The sequence below is a fragment of the Arthrobacter rhizosphaerae genome (assembly GCF_023062595.1).
Classification (GTDB): Bacteria; Actinomycetota; Actinomycetes; order Actinomycetales; family Micrococcaceae; genus Arthrobacter; species Arthrobacter rhizosphaerae.
In genome coordinates, this window is the sequence record NZ_JALLAN010000021.1 from 55,541 (window position 1) to 74,748 (window position 19,208).

General features: G+C 62.7%; 21 protein-coding genes. 7 read left to right on the forward strand and 14 right to left on the reverse strand.

Going from position 1 to position 19,208, the window contains the following annotated elements:
- From MU551_RS21160 to MU551_RS21200, 9 genes are all read right to left on the reverse strand, one after another.
- A complete protein-coding gene (locus tag MU551_RS21160; RefSeq protein WP_247048529.1) occupies positions 1-1,215 on the reverse strand; it encodes a thiolase family protein in 1,215 nt (404 codons plus the stop codon).
- Between the two features lie 85 nt (positions 1,216-1,300).
- Complete coding sequence (gene pcaC, locus MU551_RS21165; protein ID WP_247048530.1) at positions 1,301-1,753, reverse strand: 4-carboxymuconolactone decarboxylase; 453 nt, start codon at positions 1,751-1,753, stop codon at positions 1,301-1,303.
- Positions 1,746-2,555, reverse strand: coding sequence for an alpha/beta fold hydrolase (locus tag MU551_RS21170; RefSeq protein ID WP_247048531.1), 810 nt, complete (start codon positions 2,553-2,555; stop codon positions 1,746-1,748). Before MU551_RS21170 ends, pcaC begins: the two co-directional genes overlap by 8 nt.
- The gene (locus MU551_RS21175) at positions 2,552-4,048 is read right to left on the reverse strand and encodes a class-II fumarase/aspartase family protein (RefSeq protein ID WP_247048532.1); all 1,497 of its coding nucleotides are present in this window, start codon (positions 4,046-4,048) and stop codon (positions 2,552-2,554) included. The genes MU551_RS21170 and MU551_RS21175 overlap by 4 nt, the downstream gene beginning before the upstream one ends.
- Entirely contained in the window at positions 4,045-4,632 is a 588-nt protein-coding gene (gene pcaG / locus MU551_RS21180; RefSeq protein ID WP_247048533.1) for a protocatechuate 3,4-dioxygenase subunit alpha, read from the reverse strand. Before pcaG ends, MU551_RS21175 begins: the two co-directional genes overlap by 4 nt.
- Positions 4,625-5,455, reverse strand: coding sequence for a protocatechuate 3,4-dioxygenase subunit beta (pcaH, locus tag MU551_RS21185; protein WP_247048559.1), 831 nt, complete (start codon positions 5,453-5,455; stop codon positions 4,625-4,627). The genes pcaG and pcaH overlap by 8 nt, the downstream gene beginning before the upstream one ends.
- 103 nt (positions 5,456-5,558) lie before the next feature.
- Positions 5,559-7,571, reverse strand: a complete 2,013-nt coding sequence (locus MU551_RS21190) for a bifunctional sugar phosphate isomerase/epimerase/4-hydroxyphenylpyruvate dioxygenase family protein (RefSeq protein ID WP_247048534.1) — start codon at positions 7,569-7,571, stop codon at positions 5,559-5,561.
- Positions 7,571-8,452, reverse strand: a complete 882-nt coding sequence (locus MU551_RS21195; protein ID WP_247048535.1) for a shikimate dehydrogenase — start codon at positions 8,450-8,452, stop codon at positions 7,571-7,573. The genes MU551_RS21190 and MU551_RS21195 overlap by 1 nt, the downstream gene beginning before the upstream one ends.
- A gap of 127 nt (positions 8,453-8,579) precedes the next feature.
- On the reverse strand, positions 8,580-9,431 hold the full coding sequence (locus MU551_RS21200) for an IclR family transcriptional regulator (RefSeq protein ID WP_247048536.1): 852 nt from the start codon (positions 9,429-9,431) through the stop codon (positions 8,580-8,582).
- A 217-nt stretch (positions 9,432-9,648) separates the two neighbouring features.
- On the opposite strand from MU551_RS21200, the gene MU551_RS21205 reads away from it, so the two are divergent.
- Positions 9,649-10,968, forward strand: coding sequence for an MFS transporter (locus tag MU551_RS21205; protein WP_247048537.1), 1,320 nt, complete (start codon positions 9,649-9,651; stop codon positions 10,966-10,968).
- Between the two features lie 145 nt (positions 10,969-11,113).
- On the opposite strand, the gene MU551_RS21210 is transcribed toward MU551_RS21205, so the two are convergent.
- Complete coding sequence (locus MU551_RS21210; RefSeq protein ID WP_247048538.1) at positions 11,114-12,187, reverse strand: ATP-dependent DNA ligase; 1,074 nt, start codon at positions 12,185-12,187, stop codon at positions 11,114-11,116.
- Positions 12,188-12,307: 120 nt separating this feature from the next.
- On the opposite strand from MU551_RS21210, the gene MU551_RS21215 reads away from it, so the two are divergent.
- The 3 genes from MU551_RS21215 (at position 12,308) to MU551_RS21225 (ending at position 15,395) form a co-directional block, all read left to right on the forward strand.
- On the forward strand, positions 12,308-13,321 hold the full coding sequence (locus MU551_RS21215) for a TIGR03885 family FMN-dependent LLM class oxidoreductase (RefSeq protein WP_247048539.1): 1,014 nt from the start codon (positions 12,308-12,310) through the stop codon (positions 13,319-13,321).
- The gene (locus MU551_RS21220; protein ID WP_247048540.1) at positions 13,318-15,012 is read left to right on the forward strand and encodes an alpha-amylase family protein; all 1,695 of its coding nucleotides are present in this window, start codon (positions 13,318-13,320) and stop codon (positions 15,010-15,012) included. The genes MU551_RS21215 and MU551_RS21220 overlap by 4 nt, the downstream gene beginning before the upstream one ends.
- A 146-nt stretch (positions 15,013-15,158) precedes the next feature.
- Positions 15,159-15,395, forward strand: a complete 237-nt coding sequence (locus MU551_RS21225; protein ID WP_247048541.1) for a hypothetical protein — start codon at positions 15,159-15,161, stop codon at positions 15,393-15,395.
- Positions 15,396-15,441: 46 nt separating this feature from the next.
- On the opposite strand, the gene MU551_RS21230 is transcribed toward MU551_RS21225, so the two are convergent.
- The 4 genes from MU551_RS21230 to MU551_RS21245 form a co-directional block, all read right to left on the reverse strand.
- Positions 15,442-15,729, reverse strand: a complete 288-nt coding sequence (locus MU551_RS21230; RefSeq protein ID WP_247048542.1) for a MoaD/ThiS family protein — start codon at positions 15,727-15,729, stop codon at positions 15,442-15,444.
- A gap of 32 nt (positions 15,730-15,761) precedes the next feature.
- On the reverse strand, positions 15,762-16,871 hold the full coding sequence (locus MU551_RS21235) for a WD40/YVTN/BNR-like repeat-containing protein (protein ID WP_247048543.1): 1,110 nt from the start codon (positions 16,869-16,871) through the stop codon (positions 15,762-15,764).
- Positions 16,872-16,925: 54 nt separating this feature from the next.
- Positions 16,926-17,126, reverse strand: coding sequence for a hypothetical protein (locus tag MU551_RS21240; protein WP_247048544.1), 201 nt, complete (start codon positions 17,124-17,126; stop codon positions 16,926-16,928).
- A gap of 91 nt (positions 17,127-17,217) precedes the next feature.
- Positions 17,218-17,655, reverse strand: a complete 438-nt coding sequence (locus MU551_RS21245; protein ID WP_247048545.1) for a DUF6841 family protein — start codon at positions 17,653-17,655, stop codon at positions 17,218-17,220.
- Positions 17,656-17,740: 85 nt separating this feature from the next.
- On the opposite strand from MU551_RS21245, the gene MU551_RS21250 reads away from it, so the two are divergent.
- The 3 genes from MU551_RS21250 (at position 17,741) to MU551_RS21260 (ending at position 19,202) form a co-directional block, all read left to right on the forward strand.
- Entirely contained in the window at positions 17,741-18,247 is a 507-nt protein-coding gene (locus MU551_RS21250; RefSeq protein ID WP_247048546.1) for a universal stress protein, read from the forward strand.
- Positions 18,248-18,547: 300 nt separating this feature from the next.
- Positions 18,548-18,895, forward strand: a complete 348-nt coding sequence (locus MU551_RS21255) for a metal-sensitive transcriptional regulator (protein ID WP_247048547.1) — start codon at positions 18,548-18,550, stop codon at positions 18,893-18,895.
- A 76-nt stretch (positions 18,896-18,971) separates the two neighbouring features.
- Positions 18,972-19,202: a heavy-metal-associated domain-containing protein gene (locus MU551_RS21260; protein WP_247048548.1), complete on the forward strand. Its 231-nt coding sequence runs from the start codon at positions 18,972-18,974 to the stop codon at positions 19,200-19,202.
- Positions 19,203-19,208: the final 6 nt, after the last annotated feature.

Consider the following 19,208-nt stretch of genomic DNA (forward strand, 5'->3'; position numbering starts at 1 on the left):
CTAGGCCTTCCTGTTGTCGGGGACAGAATCAGCAGTGACGTTTTCCAACACCACGGCCAGCCCCTGCCCAACACCGATGCATATGGCTGCCACGCCCCAGCGCTGACCGGATGCCTGCAGGCTCCGGGCAAGTGTGCCCAGGATCCGCGTGCCGGAGGCACCGAGCGGATGGCCCATGGCGATCGCCCCGCCGTGCTGGTTCACGATGGCAGGATCCACACCCCAGGCGTTGATGCAGGCCACTGATTGCGCGGCAAAAGCTTCGTTAAGTTCGACGGCGCCCACCTGGTCCCAGCCGATCCCCGCCTTCGCGAGGGCCTTGTTCGCGGCTTCCACGGGAGCGTAGCCGAAGTACTGGGGGTCGTTCGCGTGGGCTCCGCGCCCGGCAATACGGGCCAGTGGTTCCATGCCAAGAAGCCCGGCGGCACGTTCGCTGCCGATCCAGGCTGCGGAGGCGCCGTCGGACAGCGGGGAAGAATTGCCGGCGGTGACGGTGCCGTTCTCGTTCCGGAATACGGTTTTGAGCCCTCCCAGCTTTTCGGCCGAAGAGCCGGCCCGGATTCCCTCATCCCGGGTCAGATCGGTCCCTGGTACCACTGAGACGAGGTTGTCATAGAAGCCCTCATCCCAGGCCTTGGCCGAGAGATTATGCGAGTCCGCGGCGAATTCATCCTGCTGTTGGCGCGTTACACCGTACTTTTCGCGGAGCCGTTCCGTGGCTTCTCCGAGGGAAATGGTCCATTCGGAGGGCATCGCCTTGTTCACGAGGCGCCAGCCGAGCGTGGTCGAGGCCAGGGTGAGATCACCCGCCGGGTAGGGCTTCTCCGTCTTGGGCAGCACCCACGGCGCGCGGCTCATGGATTCAGCGCCGCCCACCAGCATGAGCTCTGCATCGCCGGCGTTGATCTGGCGGGAGGCGATGATCGCGGCATCTAGGGAGGAACCGCACAGTCGGTTGACGGTAGTGCCGGGGATGGAGACCGGCAGGCCTGCGAGGAGGGTACCCATGCGGGCGATGTTCCGGTTTTCTTCGCCTGCGCCGTTGGCGTTGCCGAACACAACCTCATCGATGTGCTCAACGTCGAGCTGGGGTGCGCGCTTAACTGACTCGCGGATCACGTGGGCGGCCAGATCGTCCGGCCGGATCGAGGCCAGACCGGAGCCGAATTTGCCGAAAGGCGTCCGGACGGCGTCGTAAATGTATGCCTGGTTCATGAAGTCTGGTCCATTCCTTGAAAGCGGGCCCAACTAGGTAGCAGTTGATGTCGTTTTGAGGGCTCAAAACAGCATCTACTGCTACCTAGTTGGGTGGGGCGGGGGCGTTGGGTGGGGCTGCGTTGTCCATTGCTGCGAAGACCTGTTGGGCGGTCTTAAAAGCTGTGTTGGCGGAGGGAACCCCGCAATAGATGGCTGTCTGCAGCAGGATTTCCTTGATCTCATCCCGGCTCAGGCCGTTGGTGATGGCCGCCCGGATATGCATGGCCAGTTCTTCCCAATGCCCGTGCGCAACCATCGCAGTGATGGTGACGGCGGACCGCATCTGCCGGGAAAGTCCTGGCCTCGTCCAGATTCCACCCCACGCAATCCGCGTGATCATGTCCTGGAAGTCCTCAGTAAATGCATCCTTGTTCGCGTTCGCGCGGTCCACATGCTCATCGCCCAGCACCTCGCGGCGGACCGCCATGCCGGCGTCGTAGATTTCCTGGCTCGTGGCGTCGGGACGGACCACTCCGCCGGGTTCTGCCTCAGTCATTGTCGGTTTCTCCCACGAAGTCCTGCAGTAGTTCGGCCACCCTGGCCGGCGCCTCGGCAGGTGCCAGGTGGGCTACCCCTTCCAAGGCAACGGCCCTTGCTGAGCCTCCTCCGGCTCGAATGCCGGCAACCACCTCTTCAGCGAACGACGGCGGAGCCACCCCGTCCTCCACACCGGCCACTGCAAGGGTTGGGACCTGGATGCTGCCAAGTTCTTCACGGACGTCAAAGGTCGCGAGAGCTTCGCAGCAGAAGGCGTAACTGAAGCGGTCGGCGTCGCGCAGGGAGTGAAGCAACCGGCTGCTCAGTTCCGGTTCGCGCTCCATGAAGCCCGGGGCGAACCAGCGCTGCGCTGAACCTTGGAACATCACCGGCGTCCCTTGATTCCGGACTGTTGCCGCGCGCTCGTGCCATCCCTCAGGCGTGCCGAGTTTGGCTCCGCTGCAAAGAATACAGAGGCTCGCGAGCCGTTCACCGTGCTTGATGCCGAGCTGCAGTCCGGTTGCGCCGCCCAGGGAAACCCCGGCGTAATGGAAAGTGGCGCCCGGCGCGATGGAATCGACAAGGTCGACGACGGCGTCAGCCAGCTCGCCGACGTCGAACGTTCCTTTCGCGGCAGGTGAGACGCCATGCCCGGGGAGGTCCCAGGCCACGACGTCGCAGTCATTGCCAAGGAGTGCGGCGGTCTGCCCCCACAGCACTGCGGAGGAGGTACCGAGGGATGGGCCCACCACCCATAGAGGCTTCTGGCCGAGTTCCCGCCGGGGCGAAAGCAGCGATGCCTTGAGTGCAGGCCTGGTCACAACGGCCTCCCTTCGGTTCCTTGCGTTGCCTTCGCCGAAAATTCAGGGAAGGCAGCGAGAATACGGCGTGAGATCTGATGGCTGTGGCCCAGATAGTTGGCAGGGTCCAGGAGTTCCTCGAGGCGCTGGTCCGAAAGCTTGTCCTGCGCCACGGTTTCGCGCAATAAGCGGCAGTAGGTGGCTTTCTGCTCCGCGGCCGGCGCAAGAAGCGTCCGATCCACTGCGGACTGCAGCAGCTTCCTGCCATCCTCACCCAGGAGCGGAGCGACGGCACTGGCTACGGCTTCGCTCAGCAGCAGGGGACCCGAAAGATCCAGGTTGCGGCGCATTGCTTCCGGGAAGACCTGCAGGCCTTCGGCGAGTTCCCGGGCCAGGCCGGCTGCACCGAGGGACAGCCGCAACAGTTCGCGGAAGGCCTGCCATTCGCTGTGCCACGCGCCGTCGGGGCGTTCGTCGTTGAAGCTGGCGGCGGCATGGTGCAGCTGAGCGGCAAGATTGGGGGCCTGGAGGGCGGCGCTGCGGACCAGAACGGACAGGACGGGGTTCTGCTTTTGCGGCATCGCCGAGGACACCCCCCGCCCTGCCGCCCGGGGTTCGGCCACTTCAGCAACTTCGGGCCTGCTGAGGAAGAGGATGTCGGCAGCGATCTTGCCCAAAGCATCGGTCACGCCTGCCAGTGCATCCCCGAGGGACGTCACTGCGAAGCGGTTGGTGTGCCAGGGGGCAGGCGTTGGGCTGAGGCCCAACTGCGCGGCGAGCCGGTCAGAGAGGTCCAGCGCACTTACGGCTGATCCCGGTATGCGTCCGGCTTCCCTCCCGGAAGACGTTCCAGTCCCCCGAGACGTTTCAACCAGCACGGTTCCGGACGCCAGGGTCCCTGCCGCTCCCCCGGTCTGCACGGGCAACTGTACCGACTCGAGCTTCCGGGCAGCGGCGGCGAGTCCGTGGAACCACTGTGCCGCCCTCAGGCCAAAGGTCACGGGAAGGGAATGCTGGGTCAGGCTGCGGCCCACACACAGGGTGTCCGCATGCCGTTCGGCGAGGCTGGCAAGGGCCGTCGTCGTGCTGTGAACGTCTCCCAGCAGGGCAGCGACGGCGTTCCGAGCCAGCAGCATAAGGGCCGAATCCAGGACGTCCTGGCTGGTCAGCGAGGTGTGGACGGCCCGGACGGCGCCGATATTTCCGGTGTCCAGTTTCCTGACCTGCGTGCGGAGATCGTCGAGCAAAGGAATGACCGGATTTCCGCCGCCTTGGGCACGCACCGTGATGTCCGCGGCGTCGTAGTGGCTGACGTCCGCAGCAGCGGTAATGACGGCGGCCGAGCCTGCCGGGGCCAGTCCCGCCTTTTCCAGGACCGAGGCCCAGGCTGCCTCGACGGCCAGGATTGCCGCCAGCACCGCCCGGTCGCCCGTCAGGATCGCCACCAGGGGCGACGCCGAAACGGGACTCAGGAGGCCGACGTCGCCGTCGAAGCCGGGCTCGGGACTGCTCATCGAGATTCCTTGCCAGCGGCACCGCCGTCGAAATCAAGAAAAACGGTCTCGCCTTCACCCTGCAGCCGGACGTCCCACGTCAGTCCGCCGTCCGGATCCCGGCGGGCAATCAGGGTCTGCCGGCGATCGGGATCGAGTGAACTCAGCAGGGGGTCCGCGGCAAGTGCTTCCTGGTTCTCCGGCAGATAGATGCGGGTGAACAGGCGGTTCATCAGGCCCCTGGCGAACACGGCCACGGCGATGAATGGGGCAGCACCCGGTTTGGTGGGGCCCGGGTTGACTGTGGTGAACGTATACACGCCGGAATAGCCCACGGAACTGCGTCCCCAGCCTGTAAAGGTGTACCCGTCGCGGACAAGGGAGCCTGTCCGCTGCACGATCTCCCCTTCAGCGTCAGGCTGCCAGATTTCCAGGAGGGCGTCCGGAACGGGGTGACCCGCGCCGTCGTATACCGTGCCTTGGAGGCGAATCGATCCCGGCGACCCCGGCGCAAGGAGTTCGCCGTCCTTCTCGTAGGGCAAGGCGTAACCGTAGAACGGGCCAACTGTCTGGCCGGGTGTTGCGGTGAGCTTGGAATCACTCATGGTGGTCACCTTCCGCCCCGAGGGCCTCATTTTCGGTCCAGGTCCGCTTCGACCCTGTCAGCACGATGTCCCAGTTGTAGCCGAGGGCCCATTCCGGTTCCGTTAGCTCGTGGTCATAGTTGGCCACGAGACGGTCGCGGGCGTCCTGGTCAACGATCGACTGGTAGATCGGGTCCAGGGGGAACAACTGATCGCCCGGGAAGTACATCTGGGTGACGATGCGCTGCGTGAATTCACTCCCGAACAGCGAGAAGTGGATGTGCGCGGGACGCCAGGCGTTGAGGTGGTTCTTCCACGGATAGGCTCCTGGCTTGATGGTGATGAAGCGGTAGGAACCGTCCGGCCCGGTGATGCAGCGCCCTACCCCGGTGAACTGGGGATCGATCGGGGCGGGATGCTGGTCCCGCTTGTGGATGTAGCGGCCGGAGGCGTTGGCCTGCCAGATCTCCACAAGCTGCCCGGCGACAGGCCGGCCATCGCCGTCGAGCACCCGGCCGGCGACGATGATGCGTTCGCCCTGGGGCTCGCCGTTGTGCTGGATGGTGAGGTCAGATTCCAGCGCATGCACGTCCTGGTGCCCGAAAGCCGGCGAGTAAAGCTCGATGGTTTCCGGATCCGCGTGGTGCAGGCTCTTCGTAGGGTGGCGCAGGATGCTGCTGCGGTAGGGCGCGAAGTCCAGCCGCGGCTGGATCTCCGGTGCATCGCCGCTCCTGAGCTTCGCGGCATAGGCATCGCCGATGGCCTTGAGCTCGGCGCTCAAATCCGCCTGCGTTTCCACTCGTGGTGTTGCCGCCTTCGGGGGCACTTCGGCTGCGTCGGACAGATCCTCGGTAAGGGAATCAGCGTTGTACGTTTCGGCCTTGAAATTCTCTGGCACAGTAACCTCCTTCGGGTTATCGGTGTTGGCTCGGACAATGGGTGGTGGTTTAGCGGGAACGTTTCATTTGGTGCAGATGGTCATACTGGACGGCATGCCTCACAGGTGCGTTGGGTGCGCCGTAGCCGTCATAGGCGCCGCGGCGTTCCACCATTTCGAAGAACACGCTCCCGACGGTGGCCGTGTAGAAGTGGAGGAACTCCCCGTCAGCATCCCGGTCGTAAAGGAGGTTGAGCTCCCGGAGGGTGGCAAGGAAATCCGGCTCGAGTGCGAACCTGGCGTCCAGATCCTCGTAGTAGTTGTCCGGGATCCGGAGGAACTCCAGGCCGCGGTCACGGCATTCCTTCGCGGTGGCAACGAGGTCGGTGACAGCGAAGGCAATGTGCTCCTGGTACGTCCGCCGCAGGCCACCGGTTCCACCGTCCTGCCGGCCGTCGTCGTACGCGCTGTCCTGCTGCCCGCCGTCCTGCTGGAGCAGCGGGGCAAGGTTCAGCACAAGGCGCACGGCGCGGTCCTCAGTAAGCATCACCTGCGAACGGACCAGGCCTGTGGGGCTGGGAACCTCCGCATACGGCTGCGGCTGCAGGGCCAGCGCGCTGGTGTAGAAAAGCACGGCCTCGTCGAAGTGCTGCCACGGCTGCGCCAGGTTTACATGGTCAATCACGGCAGCTGTAGTGGGGGCTCCGGGTCTTGCACCTGACGCACCTAAAGCAATTGGGAACTGCGGAGTTGCCGGCCCGACGCCAAATTCGGAAATCCACGCCGCCGTTCCATCGAAGCTGCCCTGGCACAGGAAGATCTCCGTGGAGTCCGGCGCCGCGAAACCCTGGAACACCTCCTCATTGGCCTGGCTTTTTCGTGGCACGGCCGGTGCCTTGAGCTGCTGAGCTCGGGCGGAGGCAAGCAAGGGGGAATCGACGTCGAATCCCAGGGCTGCAATGCTGGGCGCGGCGCTCAGTGGCCCCGACGCACCCGACCCGGGTTCTTCGTTGATGATCACGCGTGCGTGGCCCATAGTCCACAGTTGCACATCCTTGGTGCGGTGGCGTCCGTTGAACTCGAAACCCAGCTGGCCCAGGACCTTTTCCAGCCCGGCCGCGTCCCCTGCCCTGACTTCGGCAAAGTTGAAACCCGTAGGTTCAGCCACCTTCGGGAGGGTTGCGAGTTCCATGGGATAACGACGGCGGACCGCGGCCCCGCTCACTGCAGGTGTGCCGCTGCTGTTGCCAACCCGCGGGTGGGTATCAAGCCACTGGGCGCTTTGCTCTTCCAGCCAAATGAGGGAACGCATGGCATCAACAGCGGTGCGCTCGACGTCGGACTGGCGGAAGACGTCGTTGAAGACTTCGAGCGAGACGGGGCCCGCGTATCTTGCCCGGACAACATGGCCCATGAATTTGGCGAGCTCAAACTGACCCTCTCCCGGGAAGACACGGTAGTGCCGGCTCCAGGAAAGTACGTCCAGGGAGAGCTTGGGCGCGTCGGCCACCTGTACGAAGAAGATCTTGGCGGGGTTGAGGCCCTCAATCGGAGCCGTATCCCAGTCGCGGGAGAGGATGTGGAAAGAGTCCAGGCACGTCCCCAGATTTGGATGGTCCACCGCCTCGACCAGCCGGTGGGCGTGCTCGTAGTCGTTGACATACCTGCCCCAGGCCAATGCCTCATAGGCCACTTTGACGCCGTAGTTTCCGGCAAGCTCCGCAAGCCTTAAGAGCTGCTCTGCCCGGAGGCCGTCATCGTCGATGGTGGCTGTGGCGACGTTGGTGCAGGCCAGCATGGTGTCCATGCCCAAGCGGGACATGAGCTTGAACTTGGCCTCAGCGCGGCGAAGGTTCCCATCAAGCAGGTCCTCGCTGACGCTATCGAAATCCCGGAACGGCTGATAAAGGTCCAGCGTCAGTCCAAGGTCTGAAGCCATGGTTCTGACGTCCTCAGGGCTCAGCGGCGAGGTCACCAGGTCCTGTTCGAAGATTTCAATGCCATCGAAACCGGCAATTGCACACGCCTGCATCTTCTCCTTCAGCGTCCCGGAAAGGCACACGGTAGCGATCCCCGTACGCATCAGACGGTCACCCCTTCCGCGGCCACAAGCTCCAGGAAGTGGGCACGCATCCGTTCCGCATCGGCTTCAAGCCCCGTGAAGATTCGGAAAGAATCTGCCGCCTGGCCCACCGCCATCCGTCCGCCGTCGAGGACATCGCAGCCCTTGGCCTTGGCTTCACGCACGAGTTCGGTTTCGATAGGGCGGTACACGATGTCGGCCACCCAGTGGCGGGATTCCAGGACTGACGGCTCCAACGGCGTGCCGGGGTGGGCGGCCATACCGGTCGGAGTGCAGTGCACCAGGCCGTCCGCCAGCGGCATGAGCCGCGGTAGCTCCGCCGTCGTCCGGGCAGTGATGGTCCTGTCAGGGAAGAGACCGGAAAGCTCGACGGCGCGTTCAGCGCACCGCATGGTGTCCATATCCACGAGGTCCAGCGTCTGGGTGCCGGCCATCAGCAGTGCGTACGCGACGGCGGAACCAGCCCCGCCGGCTCCAAGCTGGACCACCCGGGTGAGTTTGGCATCCGGAAGGCCCGAGGAAAGGGCTGCACCGAAGCCGGAAGAGTCTGTGTTGTGCCCGATGAAGCGGCCATCCCGGATTACCACGGTGTTCACGGCCCCCAGCTTCAGGGCGTCCGGCGACACTTCATCAAGATGATTCAGCACCAGTTGTTTGCAGGGATGGGTGATGTTCAGGCCATTGAAGCCGAGGCGGAAAGCCGCCTTCAGCAAGTCGCCGATTGCGGCGGCCGGGACACCGATTTCGCCCAAATCGATGGGGCGGTAGAGATAGCGGAGGCCTTGCCGGTCACCTTCACGTTCATGCATGAGGGGCGTCAGCGAGGGCATCACGCCGTCGCCTATGAGTCCTACGAGAAAGGACTCTGCTCGATTGCTCATCCGGTTAGCTCCTTTGACAACACCACGCGGCCGCGTTGACGCCGCAGCGTCGGCTCATGCCGGGTGGTACGAGTTACAGTACAGGAAATGTTCATATGATGCACTCTTGTTCTTATCGCGAACAATGTTAACGTTCGGGGAGGCGGGCCGCGAGTTCAGCCGCCGCTTCCTGCAGTACAGGCACAAGGGCAATCAGCGCTTCCATGCTGAGCCGGAACACCGGAACGGCTGTGGCCAGGGACGCGAAAGCGTGGCCCTGGGAATTGAAAACCGGGACGGCGACGGCGCGCATCCCAAGCTCGTTCTCCTGGTCCATGGTGGCGTAGCCGCGCTTTCGGACCAGATCAATTTCCGCTCGGAATGCGTCGCGGCCAGTGATGGAGAACTCCGTCAGCGGCACAAGGTCCAGGCTTTCAACAAGTTCCTTGCGGGCGGCCTCATCAGCAAAGGCCACCAGGGCTTTCCCTACGGCCGTGGTGTGAAGGGATCCGAGATGTCCGGGGTCGCTCGTAACCCGGAACGTTTGCGGACCGTCCACCTTGTTCACCGTGAGGTGATGGTTTCCATCGCGCACCGAAAGGATGGTGGCCTCGGCCGTCAATTCGGTAACTCTGCGCAGGATGGGCAGGGCGGTGCCGGCGAAGCCGTGGTGATTGGAGACCCGCTGGCCCAGCTGGAAGACCCGCAACCCAAGATGGTAGCGGCGGCCGTCCGGTTCGTAGTCCACAAACCCGTCCCGCGTGAGCGATCCGAGCAAACGGTAAGTGGTGCTGAACGGCAGCTCGGCACGGCGGGAGATCTCGGCAGCACTGGCGCCTCTTGGCTCGTCCCCGAGCAGTACCAGCAAGCCGAGGGCCTTCCCGACCATATCCGTGCGCGAATCATCCTTGCCGCCCTTCGATGCCCTGACAGCATCGATTTCCTTGGCGTCGGCGGTTCCATTGGAGGCATCATGGCCTGTGTTTTGACTCACACTCATAACTCGATGTTGCCACATAGTGAGAGCTATTGCTAGATCATGAAAGTTTTTCTTGACAGGTGACTGTGCTCACATTCATGCTTGCTGTATCGCAACAGTAGCTCTCACCATGTGGCTACGGGTCTTCCCAAGGACCTCGCGGCGCCCCACACTGAACCGGTAGCCGTTGAGAAGCGCATGATTCATCCGCGACATTGTCGTCACGCAAAGGAACACCATGAGCCAGACCCTCCCGTCCAGCACGCCGGACGTCTTAGCACCGGCCGGGACCCCCAAGAAAGCAGCCCTTGCCAGTTTCCTGGGCAGCGCCGTCGAGTACTACGACTTCTTCATCTTCGGTTCCGCCGCTGCCCTGATTTTTCCCACAGTGTTCTTCCCCAATGCCGACGCCAACGCGGCCATCATGTCCTTCGCCACCTTTGGCTTTGCCTACGTGGCACGGCCGGTAGGTGCTGTCATCCTGGGTCACTTCGGCGACCGAGTAGGCCGGCGGAAAGTACTGATGTTCACCCTCCTGCTGATGGGTGCCTCAACGTTCCTGATTGGCTGCCTGCCGGACTTCAACACTGTGGGCTGGTGGGCCCCGGCCCTGCTGGTGGTGGCACGTCTCTGCCAAGGGCTCTCCGCAGCCGGTGAGCAGGCCGGCGCTTCGTCCATGACACTGGAGCACGCACCGGACAACCGCCGTTCCTTCTTCACGTCGTGGACTCTCACCGGTACCCAGGGCGGACAGATCCTTGCGGCCCTCGTCTTTATCCCGGTCCTCGCCCTTCCCGATGAGATCAAGTACGGCATCGGCTGGCGGATCCCGTTCTGGCTCAGCGCAGTGGTGGTTGTGGTGGCCTTCTTTATCCGCCGCACGCTCCACGAGCCGCCGGCATTCGAGGAAGCCCAAAAGAACGCCGAGATCTCGAAGCTTCCTGTGGCTGACCTTCTCAAGTCACACTGGCGCGACGTCCTCCGGGTTGTTGCCTGCGCCTTCATCGCCGCAGTATCCACTGTGTTCGGCACCCTGGCGATCAGCTATGCCAAGACTGTTGCCGGCGTAGACGGGACCACCACACTCTGGCTCGTGGTCGGCGCAAACCTGGTGGCTCTCGGCACCCAGCCGCTGTTTGGGCAGCTTGCGGACAGAATCGGCCGCAAGCCGGTCTTTATCTATGGCGCCCTGGCCAGCGCCGTGTTGACGCCCGTCTTCCTGCTCAGTCTCGAATCCGGCAGTGTGCCTCTTATGTTCCTTGCGGCCATCGGCTTCTTCTCCTTTGGCTACGCTGCATCCAACGCCGTCTGGCCCTCCTTCTACGCCGAAATGTTCAGCACCAAGGTCCGGTTCTCCGGCTTGGCGATCGGAACGCAGCTCGGCTTCCTCATGGCAGGCTTTGCTCCGGCCATCGTTGCGGCTTTGGGCGGCATCAAGCCCGGCGGCTGGGTGCAGATCAGTATCTTCACTGCCGTCATCTGCGTCATTGCCGCCACCTCGGCGCTCACCGCCAAGGAAACCTTCCGCGTGCCCACAAAGGAACTCGGCCTCAAGTAGCGCACTTCGCCGTCGTGACCCTGTTTCCTTCCGAAGCGCACGGCACCACGGCGAGTCGTCGGCCTAAAAGGTCAGTCCAGCTTCAAAGAAGGTAACGACGGCGGCCCTCCCCCGCGCTGCGACGGGAGGGCCGCTGCACCCGGTGCTAGGGCTTGGTGGCCAGCACCTCTGCCAGATCATAATTAACGGGTTCTTCGAGCTGGTCATAGGTGCAGGACCGGGGATCCCTGTCCGGGCGCCAGCGGACGAACTGTGCCACGTGACGGAAACGCTCGCCTTCCATGTGGTCATAGGCAACCTCCAGGACGCGCTCCGGCCGGAGAGGCGTAAAGGACAGATCTTTGCCTGCACTCCATCGGCTGCCCTCGGCGTTGCGCGGGGTTCGCTTGCCTTCCTCCTGTTTCGCCCACGCCCAGGGGTGGTCTTCGAAATCAGTGACGAGGGGCTGCAGTTCCTCGAAAAGTTCCTTGCGGCGCTTCATGGGAAAGGCGCCCACCACCCCGACACTCGCCAGCACGCCGTCGTCGTTATAAAGCCCCAGCAGCAGGGAGCCGATGACGTCCGTCCCGCTGGTATGCACCCGGTATCCGGCCAGGACGCAGTCAGCTGTCCGGGCGTGCTTAACCTTGAACATTGTCCGCTTATCCGGCTGGTACTTGCCCTCCATGGGTTTGGCGATGATGCCGTCAAGGCCTGCACCCTCAAACTGATGGAACCACTGCTCGGCCCTCGTCTTGTCGTGCGTGACGGCGGTGAGATGGATCGGGGCGTCGGCACCGGAAAGCGCCTCTTCCAAGGCAGCGCGCCGTTGGGAGAACGGCTGGCTGGTGAAGTCCTGGTCCTCCAGGGCCAGCAGGTCGAAGGCCACAAACTTCACAGGTGTCTGCTCGGACAGCAGCTTTACCCGGCTCGCGGCGGGGTGGATCCGCTGCTGGAGGGCATCAAAGTCGAGGCGGTCCCCGGATGCTCCCACCAGGATGATTTCGCCGTCGAGCACGCAACGGGGCGGCAGGTTGGCTTTCAGGGCTTCAACAAGTTCGGGGAAATAGCGGGTCATGGGTTTTCCGTTGCGGCTGCCGATTTCCACTTCCTCTCCGTCGCGGAAAATGATGGACCGGAATCCGTCCCACTTCGGCTCGTAACTCAGGTTGCCGTCGGGGATGGCGGTCACGGATTTGGCGAGCATGGGGGCGACAGGGGGCATGACAGGCAGCTGCATGAGGCCCATTCTTGCCCGGACACCCGCTCAGCGCTACCCCTCCGCGCCTCATCTCCAAGCGCAGCAACAGGGCTCGTGAAATCCTCGACATCCGACGGCCAGCGACGGTAGACCTTAACGATGGCTACCTTCGGATTCCACGCATCGCATGAACAGATCAGTCCAGGCCGGCTCTTGAAGGATGTCCAGTTGGCGGAGAAAGCAGGGTTCGACGCGGCAATGTGCTCGGACCACATCGAACCCTGGTCAGCAAGCCAAGGGCACTCCGGCTTTGCGTGGTCCTGGTTGGGGGCAGCACTCGCCACCACATCCCTGCGCTTCGGTGTGGTCACAGCACCTGGCCAGCGCTATCACCCAACGATCATTGCCCATGCGTCAGCAACCCTTGCGGACATGTTTCCCGGCAGGTTCTGGCTGGCCCCCGGGTCCGGCGAAAACATGAACGAGCACGTTACCGGTGACCCCTGGCCTCCGAAAGAGGTCCGCCAGCAACGACTCGAGGAATGCGTTGAGATCATTCGCCGCCTGCATGCGGGCGAAGAGGTCACGCACCACGGGGTGGTCACCGTGCAGCAGGCAAAGCTCTGGGATGTTCCGGAGATCAAGCCCTTGCTGATTGCGCCTGCCGTGAGCGTGGACACCGCGCGTCGTTCCGCCGCGTGGGCTGACGGGCTGGTCACCGTCAACCAGCCTGCTGAAAAACTCCAGGAAATGCTCGCGGCTTACCGGGATAACGGCGGCCGGGGCAAGGCAGTGCTCCAGGTGCATTTGTCTTGGGCGGAGCGCGAAGAGGAGGCGGTGGCCATCGCCCTGGACCAGTGGCACTCGAATGTCTTCTCTCCGCCCGTGATCTGGGATCTGCCAACGGCCGCGCATTTTGACGGCGTCAGCGCGGCCGTGGGAGAGGAGCAGATCCGCAAGGTGGTGAACGTTTCCGCGGACACAGCCCAGCACGCTGCCTGGCTGCAGGAATACGTAGACCTTGGTTTTGACGAGCTGTATCTGCACTTCGTCGGCCAGCATCAGGAACCGTTCATCAACACCTTCGCCGAGCGGGTCCTGCCCCAACTCCGGGGATCGAAGAGCGCCGGAGCCCGCAGCCCTCTCACCGTCGATCAGGAGGTTTCGCCGTGAGGATCGCACAAACTTCAGATCTTTGGTGGAAGAACGCCGTGATCTACTGCGTAGACCCAGAGACTTTCTTCGATAACGACGGCGACGGCACCGGTGATTTCGGCGGCCTGACCCAGCGCGTGGACTATCTGGCCGCACTGGGCGTGACCTGCATCTGGCTTATGCCCTTTTATCCCTCCCCCGATCGGGATGACGGCTATGACGTCACTGGGTTCTATGGTGTGGATCCACGCCTGGGAACGCTGGGGGACGTGGTGGAGTTCATCAGGGCAGCCAAAGACCGGGGAATGCGGGTCATCGCCGACTTCGTCATCAACCACACCTCTGACCAGCACCCGTGGTTCAAGGAAGCCCGCAAGTCCGTGGACAACCCGTACCGCGACTACTACGTCTGGCGCAGCGATACTCCGCCTGACACTTCTGACCAGGTGGTTTTTCCGGGAGAGGAAACAGCCATCTGGACCCAGGACTCAGCCACGGATGAGTGGTACCTCCACATGTTCGCCAAGCACCAGCCGGACCTCAACGTGGCAAATCCGAAGGTCCGGGACGAAATTGCCAAGTCCATGGGCTTCTGGCTCCAGGTTGGACTCGATGGTTTCCGGTTGGACGCAGTTCCCTTTTTCCTGGAGCTCCGCGGAGAGCCCGAGGACGAGGCAGCAAGGACCGATCCCCACGACTACCTGAGCGCACTGCGCAGCTTCCTCAACAGGCGCAACGGGAGCGCCGTGCTGTTGGGAGAGGTCAATCTGCCCTACAAGGAGCAGCTGAAGTACTTCGGCGGACCCGAGGGCAATGAACTGAATATGCAGTTCGACTTTCTGACGATGCAGAGCATGTACCTCTCCCTGGCACGGGAGGACGCACGTCCGTTGGCAAAAACTCTGGCTGGCCGGCCTGCCATCCATCCGGACAACCAGTGGGCCATGTTTGTCCGCAATCATGACGAACTGACCCTGGACAAGCTCAGCGACACCGAACGCGCAGAGGTGTTTGCCGCCTTTGGACCGGAGGAGGACATGCAGATGTACGGGCGCGGACTTCGTCGCCGTCTGCCCACCATGCTCAACGGTGATCCGGCCAGGATCCGCATGGTCTACTCGCTGCTGTTCTCCTTGCCCGGCACCCCCGTTCTCTTCTACGGCGAGGAAATCGGGATGGGCGAAAACCTCCAGATCAAGGGACGGGGCGCCGTCCGCTCCCCCATGCAGTGGAACGAAACCCGGAACGGAGGCTTCTCTACAGCCCCCGCGGAGCAACTGGTGGCACCCGTCGTGGAAGGATATTTTGGGCCAAAAAACATCAACGCCGCAGGCGCCAAACGCGATCCCGATTCGCTGTGGAACTTCATGGCCACGCTCATCCAGCGCTATCGCGAAAGTCCCGAGTTGGGCTGGGGCCGCTTCGAGGTGATTGAGCAGCCGCATCCACGGGTTCTGCTCCACCGCTGCACCAGCGATGGTTCCACCCTGGTTCTGGCCCACAATATGGGCTCGCAACCTGCTGCCCTGATCGCCAGCGTGGCATCGCCCAATGAGCCCGAACGAAGCTACGCGGGAACTGTCCTGCTGGACCTGCTGGACGGCGAGGACATCGATGTGGAGGACGACGGCGGGTTCGAACTTCAGCTGGACCGTTTCGGCTTCCGGTGGTTCAGGCTCCAGCACCCGGAGGACCGCCGGATTCTGTAGCCGTGAGCGAAGCGGAGCACCAGGAAACAAGGGAGGCGCAGAAAACTAACCCAGCGCTTACCGTCGTGAAACGCCTAGGCAATAATGGGGCGGCACACTGGAAGTGCCGGAACAGCCGGTGCCAGCTCCAACCCAGGAGGCCAGCCATGTTGAAGGAAGCCAAAGCCCATATAACCCGCGTTCGTGCCCTTGACCAGTTGCATCGTGGCGACGAGATTGAAGCCCGCCTGTCAGTAGGTCCCGGCTATGACGACGTCGTAATCCGCAGGGGGAGGGTTCAGGAGACAGCGCCGGGAATAGGCGTCGTATGGATCATGGACCACGTCAGCGGTATGCGTAAGGCAATCAGCGCAGACGAATGCAGTGTGTGGCGGGTTGCCTGAGGCACTTTACGGCTTCCATTGACAGCTCAACCCTTCCATTGACAGCTCAACCGCCGGCGACGGACTGGATTACCAGCACTTCCTGTCCAGCAGCCACCTCGGTTTCCAGGCCCTGAAGACGCCGGACCTCATCCCCGTTCACGTAAATATTCACGTAGCGGCGGAGGGCACCGGTTTCATCCCGCAGCCGTCTCCCGAGCACCGGGTACTCCCCGGTCACTGCATCCAGCAACCACCCCACAGTCACCGCTCCGTCCACGGGCGCAGTCAGTACGGACTGCCCGCCGGCGAGTGGCTGCAGAACGCTGGGCAACAAAACGCTGATCTCACTCAATGACTCACCCTCGGGAATCCTTACCTGGGTCCTTACCCGGCATGGGAAACCACCGCGGCCCGTACGCACAACACGTCGGGCAAATGCGATGCTACCTCGCTGAACGTTTCTCCCTCGTCGGCGCTGGCATAGACCGAGCCGCCACGCGTTCCGAAGTACACGCCGGCGGGTTCTGCGGAATCCACGGACGCAGCGTCCCGGAGGACCGCGTTGTATTCCCGGTGCGGCAACCCGGAATCCAAACGTTTCCAGGAACTGCCGGCGTCGTCGGTCCGATGCACGGCCAGATTCCCGTCCGGCGGGATCCTCTCGCCGTCGGCCTTGAGGGGAACCACCCAGGCAGTACCTTCCCTGCGCGGATGCGTCAGCATGACGAATCCGAAGTCGGCAGGCAGTCCTTCAGCGATGGACTCCCACGTGTCTCCGTTGTTGTCTGTCCGGTAGACGCCGTGGTGGTTTTGTGCGTACAAGCGGCCCCCAACGGCGGGATCAGCGGCAATCTTGTGGACGCATTGGCCGAATTCCGGGTTGGGATCGGGCATAAAGCGAGCGGTAATACCCTTGTTCCGGGGCTCCCAGGAGGTACCGCCGTCGAGTGAGCGGTAAACGCCGCCGGTACTCATGGCCACGTGGACATTGTCCCCGGCCGGATTGACCACGATGGAGTGGGCAGCAGCGCCCCCGTAGCCAGCTCCCCATTCCCCACGGTGGGGATGGTCCCACAGCCCCCGGTTCAGCTCGAAGTGCTCGCCGCCGTCGGTCGATTTCCAGACTGAGATGGGCTCCGCACCCGCCCAGACCACCCCCGGGCGTGACTCTGCGTCAGGATAAATCTGCCAAATACGCTCCAAGGCCGCATCAGTGCCCTCGGGAAACTTTATGGCGCCTTGCTCGGGCTCGGTCCAGGTTTGGCCAAGATCGTCGGAGTGGGCGACAGTTGGTCCCCAATGCTCTGAACGAACACCCACCATGATCCTGGTCCGGCCGTCCCGGGTGTCGATTCCGATGCTGGGAATCTCACTCATCAGGAAATGCGGGCCGGAAAGAGACCACTGCTTCCGGTCCTCACTGTTCGCCAGCCAGAGGCCTTTTTTGGTTCCGATCGCCAAGATATAACGCTCTGCGGTTGCCATGCCCACCATGCAACCACTCAAGCAGTGAGGAGGCAATGGTTTCCAGGCACCAGCGGCGGCAGATCAGTCGACGAACTCCGATTGCGTCTCGATGAAGTCCCAGTCAGCTTCAGTCAGTACATTCCTGGGCGAGTCGGGGTGCGGTCCCCCTGCTTCGGCAATCCCTTGAAGCACAGGAAGCGGGAGTTCTTCGGCGCGCAGGTTCTCGCGGAGCCACTCCTTGCTGTCAAGATCCAGATCAAGCCACCACATAAAGATTTGCATCAACGTCCACCTCTCCTATGCCTCAACGTTAGGCCGGTTGATGGCGGCGGACAATGTCCTGCGAGGACAACTCATCCCGAGCCGACGCGACCTAGGCTTGCTGTCCGGCGCCCTCGGACTGGTCCGGACCGTAAGCGTCCAGTGGGGTCGAGACCGCAATCCGGCGGCTGCCGTCAGGAGCGGTGACAACCTGGTAGGCATTGTTTTCAACGCCAACAGCGGAACCCGAGGAGTCAAGATTCTCGAGCACCACGCGTCCCACCCAGATGCCTGGAACTTCGACGTCGGTAATAACGTCGCGGGCGCGGACGCCCTGGATCCCGCGCGAGCGGTAAAACTGCTGCCCCTGATTGAAGAAATCCCTGGATTGCTGGGGTTCGGTGACCGCAAGGCAGCCCATGGCTGTAACGGCAAGGGCCGGGTAGTTGTAACTGCCCACGAGGCCTTCGATGTCCCCTGCCGTGAGATAGCCAGTGTAGCGGGCGAAAAAATCCTCGATTTGTTCAGTAGCCGCAACGACGTCTTCCATAAAGGTGATGCTAGGCCAGACGCATCCTCTTGAGTAGGGCGCCGTCGGTGCTGTTCAAGCCGGATCGGCAGAGTCACAATGAGGTATGCCCCCGGAACCGTCCAGCAGTCAGGCCCCCTTGGTAGTCGGCGTCCTTCCCGGCCAACACCCGGAGGTGCTCAATACGGCCGCCGCACTGGCCGGTAGGCTCAATGCCCCGTTGATCTGTAGTTACGTGGACGAGGCAAGCTACCTGGTGGAGTGGGATCCCGCCCGCTCTGCCCACAGATTGTCATTGCACCCTGACGCGGACGACGCCGAAATCCGCTCTGTGACGGAGGAACTGCAGGCCAAGGTCGCCGCCATCTGTGAGGACACAGGCATTACGTGGACGTTGCGCATTCTTGCCGGCGATCCCGCCCGGGCCCTCGGCAGACTGGCAGCGGAAGCCCACGCTTCCATGATCATCGTCGGCACCAGTGAACGCGGCCTCGTCCACAGGATCTCTGAGGTGCTCAATGGATCCGTCGCCGCATGGCTAACCCACCACCAAGAGCACCCGGTCCTGGTGGTGCCTCCGCACGTTGGAGCGCACCGGGAACTTCCGGAATAGGCAGCAGCGGCTGTTCCATCTGCTTCAGATGTACACATTCGCACCGGTTGTGATGCCCACTCCGAGGCCGATCGAGCACATTGTGTAAATAAAGTGAAAGTACTAATTCCGGCTGCTGGTATACGCCAACATCGGACAGTATGCTGGAATTCGCAGGCACAAAGAAGAGCCTGCCCATAGACGGCTCCGGAGTGCGTATCCCCCAATAACGCACTCCGGAGCTCCTTTTTGTCCACTGACCCGCCGCATACCCCCTGGGGGTACTTGACCACATACCCCCACCGGGTATACGTTGGCCATATGAACGCACCTGAAGAAGCTGTCACGGGCCTTGCGGACGCGGAGCCTCAGCATCAACACGGCTATACCTCCAACAAGGAGGCGTACTTGCGCCGGCTTAAGCGCATCGAAGGGCAGGTCCGCGGAATCGCGCGGATGGTTGACGAAGACAAGTACTGCATTGACATCCTGACTCAGGTTTCCGCCGTCACGAAAGCCCTGCACGCCGTCAGCCTGGGACTGGTTGAGGAGCATATTGGCCATTGCGTTGTAGGCGCCGCTGGAGAGCCTGACGCTGCTTTGCGTGCAGAAGCCATCGAATTCAAAGTCAAGGAGGCCACGGATGCCATCGGGCGCCTGCTGCGGTAACGGCAATCAGACCCACCACACCATCCGGCTGATGAATCACAGCACGTCGGCTAATTCCAACGCGAAGGACACAACTATGAGCCCCGTTTCCACCATCGTCAATGTATCCGGTATGACCTGCGGCCACTGTGTCTCGGCCGTCAGCGAGGAACTGGAGTCCTTGGAAGGCGTGGAAAACGTCGACATCGACCTCAACGCGGGGGGCATCTCCACCGTCACTGTCACTTCCGAAAAGGAGCTCTCAGCATCGGAGATCGGTGAGGCTGTGGCGGAAGCCGGGTATCTGGTGGTGGCTACTAACGCCTGAGAGCTT